This is a genomic window from Amycolatopsis sp. SID8362 (assembly GCF_010550475.1).
Classification (GTDB): Bacteria; Actinomycetota; Actinomycetes; order Mycobacteriales; family Pseudonocardiaceae; genus Amycolatopsis; species Amycolatopsis eburnea.
The window spans coordinates 1-5,080 of the sequence record NZ_JAAGNB010001475.1; the positions used below are offsets into that span (position 1 = coordinate 1).

The following is a 5,080-nucleotide window of genomic DNA, read 5'->3' on the forward strand; positions in this document are numbered from 1 at the left end:
TCACCCCGCCGCTCTGCCGCGGCTCCCCGGAGGCGAGCTTGACGTCGGCCGGGCGCGGCGCGGGCTGGCCGCCCTGGTGCTCCCCGGCGGCCTGCGGCTGGGCGTAACCCTCGGTGCAGCCCGCGACGAGCAGCCCGGCCAGAACGCCGGCGAGCAGGGCACGAGCGGGTCGCCGACCCCCACGACGAAACGGGTGCACGACATCGGAGTGTAGCGAGAGCGGACCTGTTCGAGTGGTGGTACTCCCGGTCGGCGGTCCCTCGAATGTGCAAGCTTGGCGGCGGCGCGGCCTGAGGTGATCGGGAAGTGGCTACCGGGTGTCACCCCCAGCGGTGGCGGCCGGCGACGACATGAATGAGTCATTCACTTCGTCCGGCGACAGGAATGAGTCATTCACTACATCCGGCGGCCGGGCCCGGGCCTGCCGACGCGGTCGTTGCGAGTGGCGACGGGCGGCAGCGCCGGAGTGTCTTGAATGAGTCATTCAAGACGCCGGTGGGCGCTCCAGCGCGACCAGCTCCACCTCGAACCCGGCCTCGTTCTCGAGGTAAGCCGCGTAGTGCGCCGTCCCGCCCGCGTACGGGTACCGGTCGGCGAACAGCGGCCGCCAGCCGTGCTCGACCGCCCCCGCCGCCAACGCGTCCACCTCCAAGCGGGTCGCCACGTGCAGCGCCAGGTGGTTGAGCCCCGGCCGCGTGCGCTCATGCTCCGGAGCGCTCAACCCCGGCGACGCCTCCACGACCAGATACGTCCCACCCAGCCGCCAGCTCACCCCCGCCGGCCAGCGCTGGAACTCGCGCCAGCCCAGCTCGCCCAGCAGCCAGCCCCAGCTCCGCTCCGCCTCGGCCAGGTCCGGGACCCACAGCTCGACGTGGTGCGGCCGCCCGTGGGCGGTGGGGAGCGCGACCAGCACCCGGTGCAGGTCGCCGTAGTGGACGCCGGTGCCGACGTCGAGGAAACCCAAGCGGGCGGCCACCGCCCGGCTCGCCGCGTTGTTCTCGTGCACCAGCGCCCAGATCGCCGGGAGGCCCAGCGCGCCCAGCCCGTGGTCGAGCACCGCGCGGGCGGCCTCGGTCGCCAGGCCCTGCCCGGCGTGCGCGCTCGCCACGTAGTAGCCCAGCTCGGGCACCCCGCCGGGCAGTTCCCACGACGGGCGCAGGTGCGCGACGCCGATCACCTCGCCGTCGCGCTCGATCGCCCAGTGGCCCTGGCCGGGCGGGCCGCGGAACGCCAGGCGCCGGTCGACCATCGCGTTCGCCGCCGCCGGGTCCGAAAAGTCCGCCGCGAAGAACCGGCTCATCTCCGGGTCGGCGAAGACCTTCACGACGGCGTCGCGGTCGGACTCGGCCAGCCCGCGCAGCCGCAGCCGCGCCGTGGTCAGCTCCGGCAGCGTCATCCCGGGTGGGCGGCGAGCCAGCGCAGGGCGAGCGGGTAGCCGTCGACGCCGAGGCCCGCGATCACCGCGGTCGCGATGTCCGAAAGGACGCTGTGGTGCCGGAACGCCTCGCGCTTGTGCACATTGGAAATGTGCAGCTCGATCAGCGGCGCGGACAGCTGCGCGGCGGCGTCGCGCACCGCGATCGAGTAGTGCGTCCACGCCCCGGCGTTGAGCACCACCGGGTGGCCGCCGTCGGCCGCTTCGTGCAGCCAGCCGACCAGCTCGCCCTCGTGGTCGGTCTGCCGGACCTCGACCTCGATGCCGAGTTCCTCGCCGGTCTTCACGCACAGCGCGGCGAGGTCGTCGTGGGTGGTCGAGCCGTAGACCGACGGCTCGCGCTTGCCGAGCCGCCCCAGGTTGGGGCCGTTGAACACGAACACCTTCACAGCAGGACGCTCCCCCCGCTCGAAGGGGCGTCCGCGGCGATCGCCGAGTACGCGGCCGCCAGCAGCGACGGGTCCGGGCCCTCGAGCCTGCCGGGCTTGGCGAGCCCGTCCAGGACCACGAACCGCAGCACGCCGGAGCGGGTCTTCTTGTCGCCCTTCATCGTCTCCAGCAGCTGGGCGAGCGCGTCGGCGTCGTACGTCGTCGGCAGGCCGAGCAGCTTGAGCACCGACGCGTGGCGCTCGGCCGTCGCGTCGTCGAGGCGCCCGGCCAGGCGCGCCAGCTCGGCGGCGAACACCAGCCCGACGCTCACCGCCGCGCCGTGGCGCCACCGGTACCGCTCGCGGCGCTCGATGGCGTGGCCGAGGGTGTGGCCGTAGTTGAGGATCTCCCGGAGGTCGGACTCGCGCAGGTCCGCGGCGACGACGTCGGCCTTCACCTGGATCGAGCGGCGGACCAGCTCGGCCAGCACGTCGCCGGTCGCGTCGAGCGCGGCGGCCGGGTCGGCCTCGATCAGCTCGAGGATCCGCGGGTCGGCGATGAAGCCGGTCTTCACGACCTCGGCCATGCCGGCGACGAGCTCGTTCGGCGGGAGCGTCTCCAGCGTCGCGAGGTCGACGAACACCGCGCTCGGCTCGTGGAACACCCCGACGAGGTTCTTGCCGGCCTCGGTGTTGATGCCGGTCTTGCCGCCGACCGCCGCGTCGACCATGCCGAGCAGCGTGGTCGGCACGTTGACCAGCCGGACGCCGCGCATCCACGTCCCGGCGACGAACCCGGCGAGGTCGGTGACCGCTCCACCGCCGAGCCCGACCACGACGCCTTGGCGGTCCAGCCCGATCCGGCCGAGCACCTCCCAGCAGAAGCTGGCGACGGTCAGCGCCTTGCCGTCCTCGGCGTCGGGGATCTCGACGCGGTGCGCGTCGAGACCGGCCGCGATCAGCTCCTCGCGGATGGCCTCGGCGGTGGTGGTCAGCGTCGGCGGGTGGATCAGCGCGATCTTGGAGGCGTCGGCCAGCTGCGCGGTGAGGTCGCCGAGCAGGCCGCGCCCGACCACGACGTCGTAGGGGCGAGCGGTGGCGACGGGGATCCGCACCGGATCGGACACGGGGTGATTCACTCCTTGGCTTCGGCGGGGGCGAGCCGCGCGGCGAGGTCCGCGACGATCTCGGCCGGGGTCCGCTCGTCGGTGACGACCTCGACGGTGGCGACCTCGCGGTAGACGGGCACGCGTTCGTCGAGCAGTTTCTTGAACGTGGCACGGGGGTTCACCCCGGCCAGCAACGGCCGCGCGCTCGACAGGCCGGTGCGCTGCACGCCCGCGGCGAGGCCGACGTTGAGGAACACGACCGTGTGCTCGGCCAGCCGGGCGCGGGTACCGGGGGTGAGCGGCGCGCCGCCGCCCAGCGACAGCACGCCGTCGTGCTCGGCCAGCGCGATGGCGACCGCTTCTTCTTCCAGCGCGCGGAAAGCGGGTTCGCCGTCGTCGGCGAAGATGTCGGCGATGCTGCGCCCGGCGCGCGCGACGATGTCGTCGTCGCTGTCCCGGAACGCGACGCCGAGCGCGGCCGCCAGCAGCGGCCCGACCGTGCTCTTGCCCGAGCCGGGCGGGCCGACGACCACCGCGCGCGGGCTCACCACCGCTCCTCGAGGGCCTTCAGGTACGCCTCGGCGTTGCGCTTGCCCTCGGCGAGCGAGTCGCCGCCGAACTTCTCCAGCGCGGCGTCCGCGAGGACCAGCGCCACCACGGACTCCAGCACGACACCGGCGCGCGGCACGGCGCAGACGTCCGAGCGCTGGTGGATCGCGACCGCGGGCTCACCGGTCTTGACGTCCACTGTGGACAGTGCTTTGGGGACGGTCGAGATCGGCTTCATCGCGACGCGCACCCGCAGCGGCTCGCCGTTGGTGATGCCGCCTTCGAGGCCGCCCGCGCGGTTGGACCGGCGGGTGACGCCGACCGGGCCGGTGCCGCGGTCGATCTCGTCGTGCGCCTGGCTGCCCCAGCGGCGTGCGGTGGTGAAGCCGTCGCCGACCTCGACGCCCTTCATGGCCTGGACGCCCATCAGCGCGCCGGCGAGCCGCGCGTCGAGCCGGCGGTCCCAGTGGACGTGGGAGCCGAGGCCCGGCGGGAGGCCGTAGGCGAGCACCTCGATCACGCCGCCGACGGTGTCGCCCGCCTTCCGCACGGCGTCGACCTCGGCGACCATCGCGTCGGTGCCCTCCTGGCTGAACGCGCGCACTGGGCTCTCGTCGATGGCGGCCAGGTCGGCCGCGACCGGCAGCGGGCCCTCGGGGGCGTCCGCGCCGCCGATCGAGACGACGTGGCTGAGGATCTCGACCCCGAGCAGCTGCTTCAGGTAGTTGCGCGCCACGGTGCCGAGCGCGGTCCGCGACGCCGTCTCGCGGGCGCTGGCGCGCTCCAGGACGGGCCGGGCCTCGTCGAAGCCGTACTTCTGCATGCCGGGCAGGTCCGCGTGGCCGGGGCGGGGCCGGGTGAGCGGTTCGTTGCGCGCGAGGCCCTCGAGGATCTGCGGGTCGACCGGGTCGGCCGCCATGACCTGCTCCCACTTGGGCCACTCGGCGTTCTCGATCTGCACCGCGACCGGGCCGCCCTGGGTGAGGCCGTGGCGCACGCCGCCGAGGAACTCGATGTGGTCGGTCTCGAAGCCCATCCGCGGGCTGCGGCCGAACCCGAGGCGGCGGCGGGCCAGCTGCTCGGTGACGTCGGCGGTGGTGACGGCGACGCCGGCGGGCATCCCTTCGAGCACGGCGGCCAGCGCGGGTCCGTGCGATTCACCTGCGGTGATCCAGCGCAACATGGGCTCAATCCTGTCACGGCGGCGAGCCGGCCCGGGACGTGCCTCCGGTGGGCCCGCGCCCGGGGCCGGGCGGGGCTCGTCCGGGACCCCCTGCGGCCCGGACGAGCCCTCACAGCGTCAGCCGCAGCAGCGGCCGCCCGCTGCCCCCGCGCACCTCCAGCACCGCCAGGTCCGAACGCCGCAGGGCCGTCCCGATCACGATGCGGGCCGTGTTGTCCGGGACCGCCTTCCACGTCGCCAGCTGCGTCTCCACGCCGGTGCGCGAGATCGCCACCAGCACGTAGTCGCCGCCGCTGCGGCCGCCCGTGTAGCTGCACGACATGTCGACCTGGGTGCCCCACTCGAACGCGTCCAGGCGGGCGTCGGCGCGGACCGGGAACTGGCCCAGCGCCGTCATCGCGATCGACGGGGGCGGGGCCGGCGCCGGCCACGACGC

At 74.3% G+C, this 5,080-nt stretch carries 5 protein-coding genes and 2 pseudogenes; all 7 read right to left on the reverse strand.

Annotated elements, in window-relative coordinates; all coding sequences use genetic code 11:
• Positions 1-199 (reverse strand): annotated as a pseudogene (locus G3I65_RS45445) (hypothetical protein); the annotation flags it as partial.
• Positions 200-484: 285 nt separating this feature from the next.
• Positions 485-1,396, reverse strand: coding sequence for a GNAT family N-acetyltransferase (locus tag G3I65_RS45450; protein ID WP_160701599.1), 912 nt, complete (start codon positions 1,394-1,396; stop codon positions 485-487).
• Complete coding sequence (gene aroQ / locus G3I65_RS45455; RefSeq protein ID WP_160701600.1) at positions 1,393-1,824, reverse strand: type II 3-dehydroquinate dehydratase; 432 nt, start codon at positions 1,822-1,824, stop codon at positions 1,393-1,395. Before aroQ ends, G3I65_RS45450 begins: the two co-directional genes overlap by 4 nt.
• On the reverse strand, positions 1,821-2,930 hold the full coding sequence (gene aroB / locus G3I65_RS45460) for a 3-dehydroquinate synthase (RefSeq protein WP_160701601.1): 1,110 nt from the start codon (positions 2,928-2,930) through the stop codon (positions 1,821-1,823). Before aroB ends, aroQ begins: the two co-directional genes overlap by 4 nt.
• 8 nt (positions 2,931-2,938) lie before the next feature.
• On the reverse strand, positions 2,939-3,460 hold the full coding sequence (locus G3I65_RS45465) for a shikimate kinase (RefSeq protein ID WP_309236016.1): 522 nt from the start codon (positions 3,458-3,460) through the stop codon (positions 2,939-2,941).
• A complete protein-coding gene (aroC, locus tag G3I65_RS45470) occupies positions 3,457-4,644 on the reverse strand; it encodes a chorismate synthase (protein WP_160701603.1) in 1,188 nt (395 codons plus the stop codon). The genes G3I65_RS45465 and aroC overlap by 4 nt, the downstream gene beginning before the upstream one ends.
• A 109-nt stretch (positions 4,645-4,753) precedes the next feature.
• Positions 4,754-5,080, reverse strand: a pseudogene (locus G3I65_RS45475) (anti-sigma factor); the annotation flags it as partial.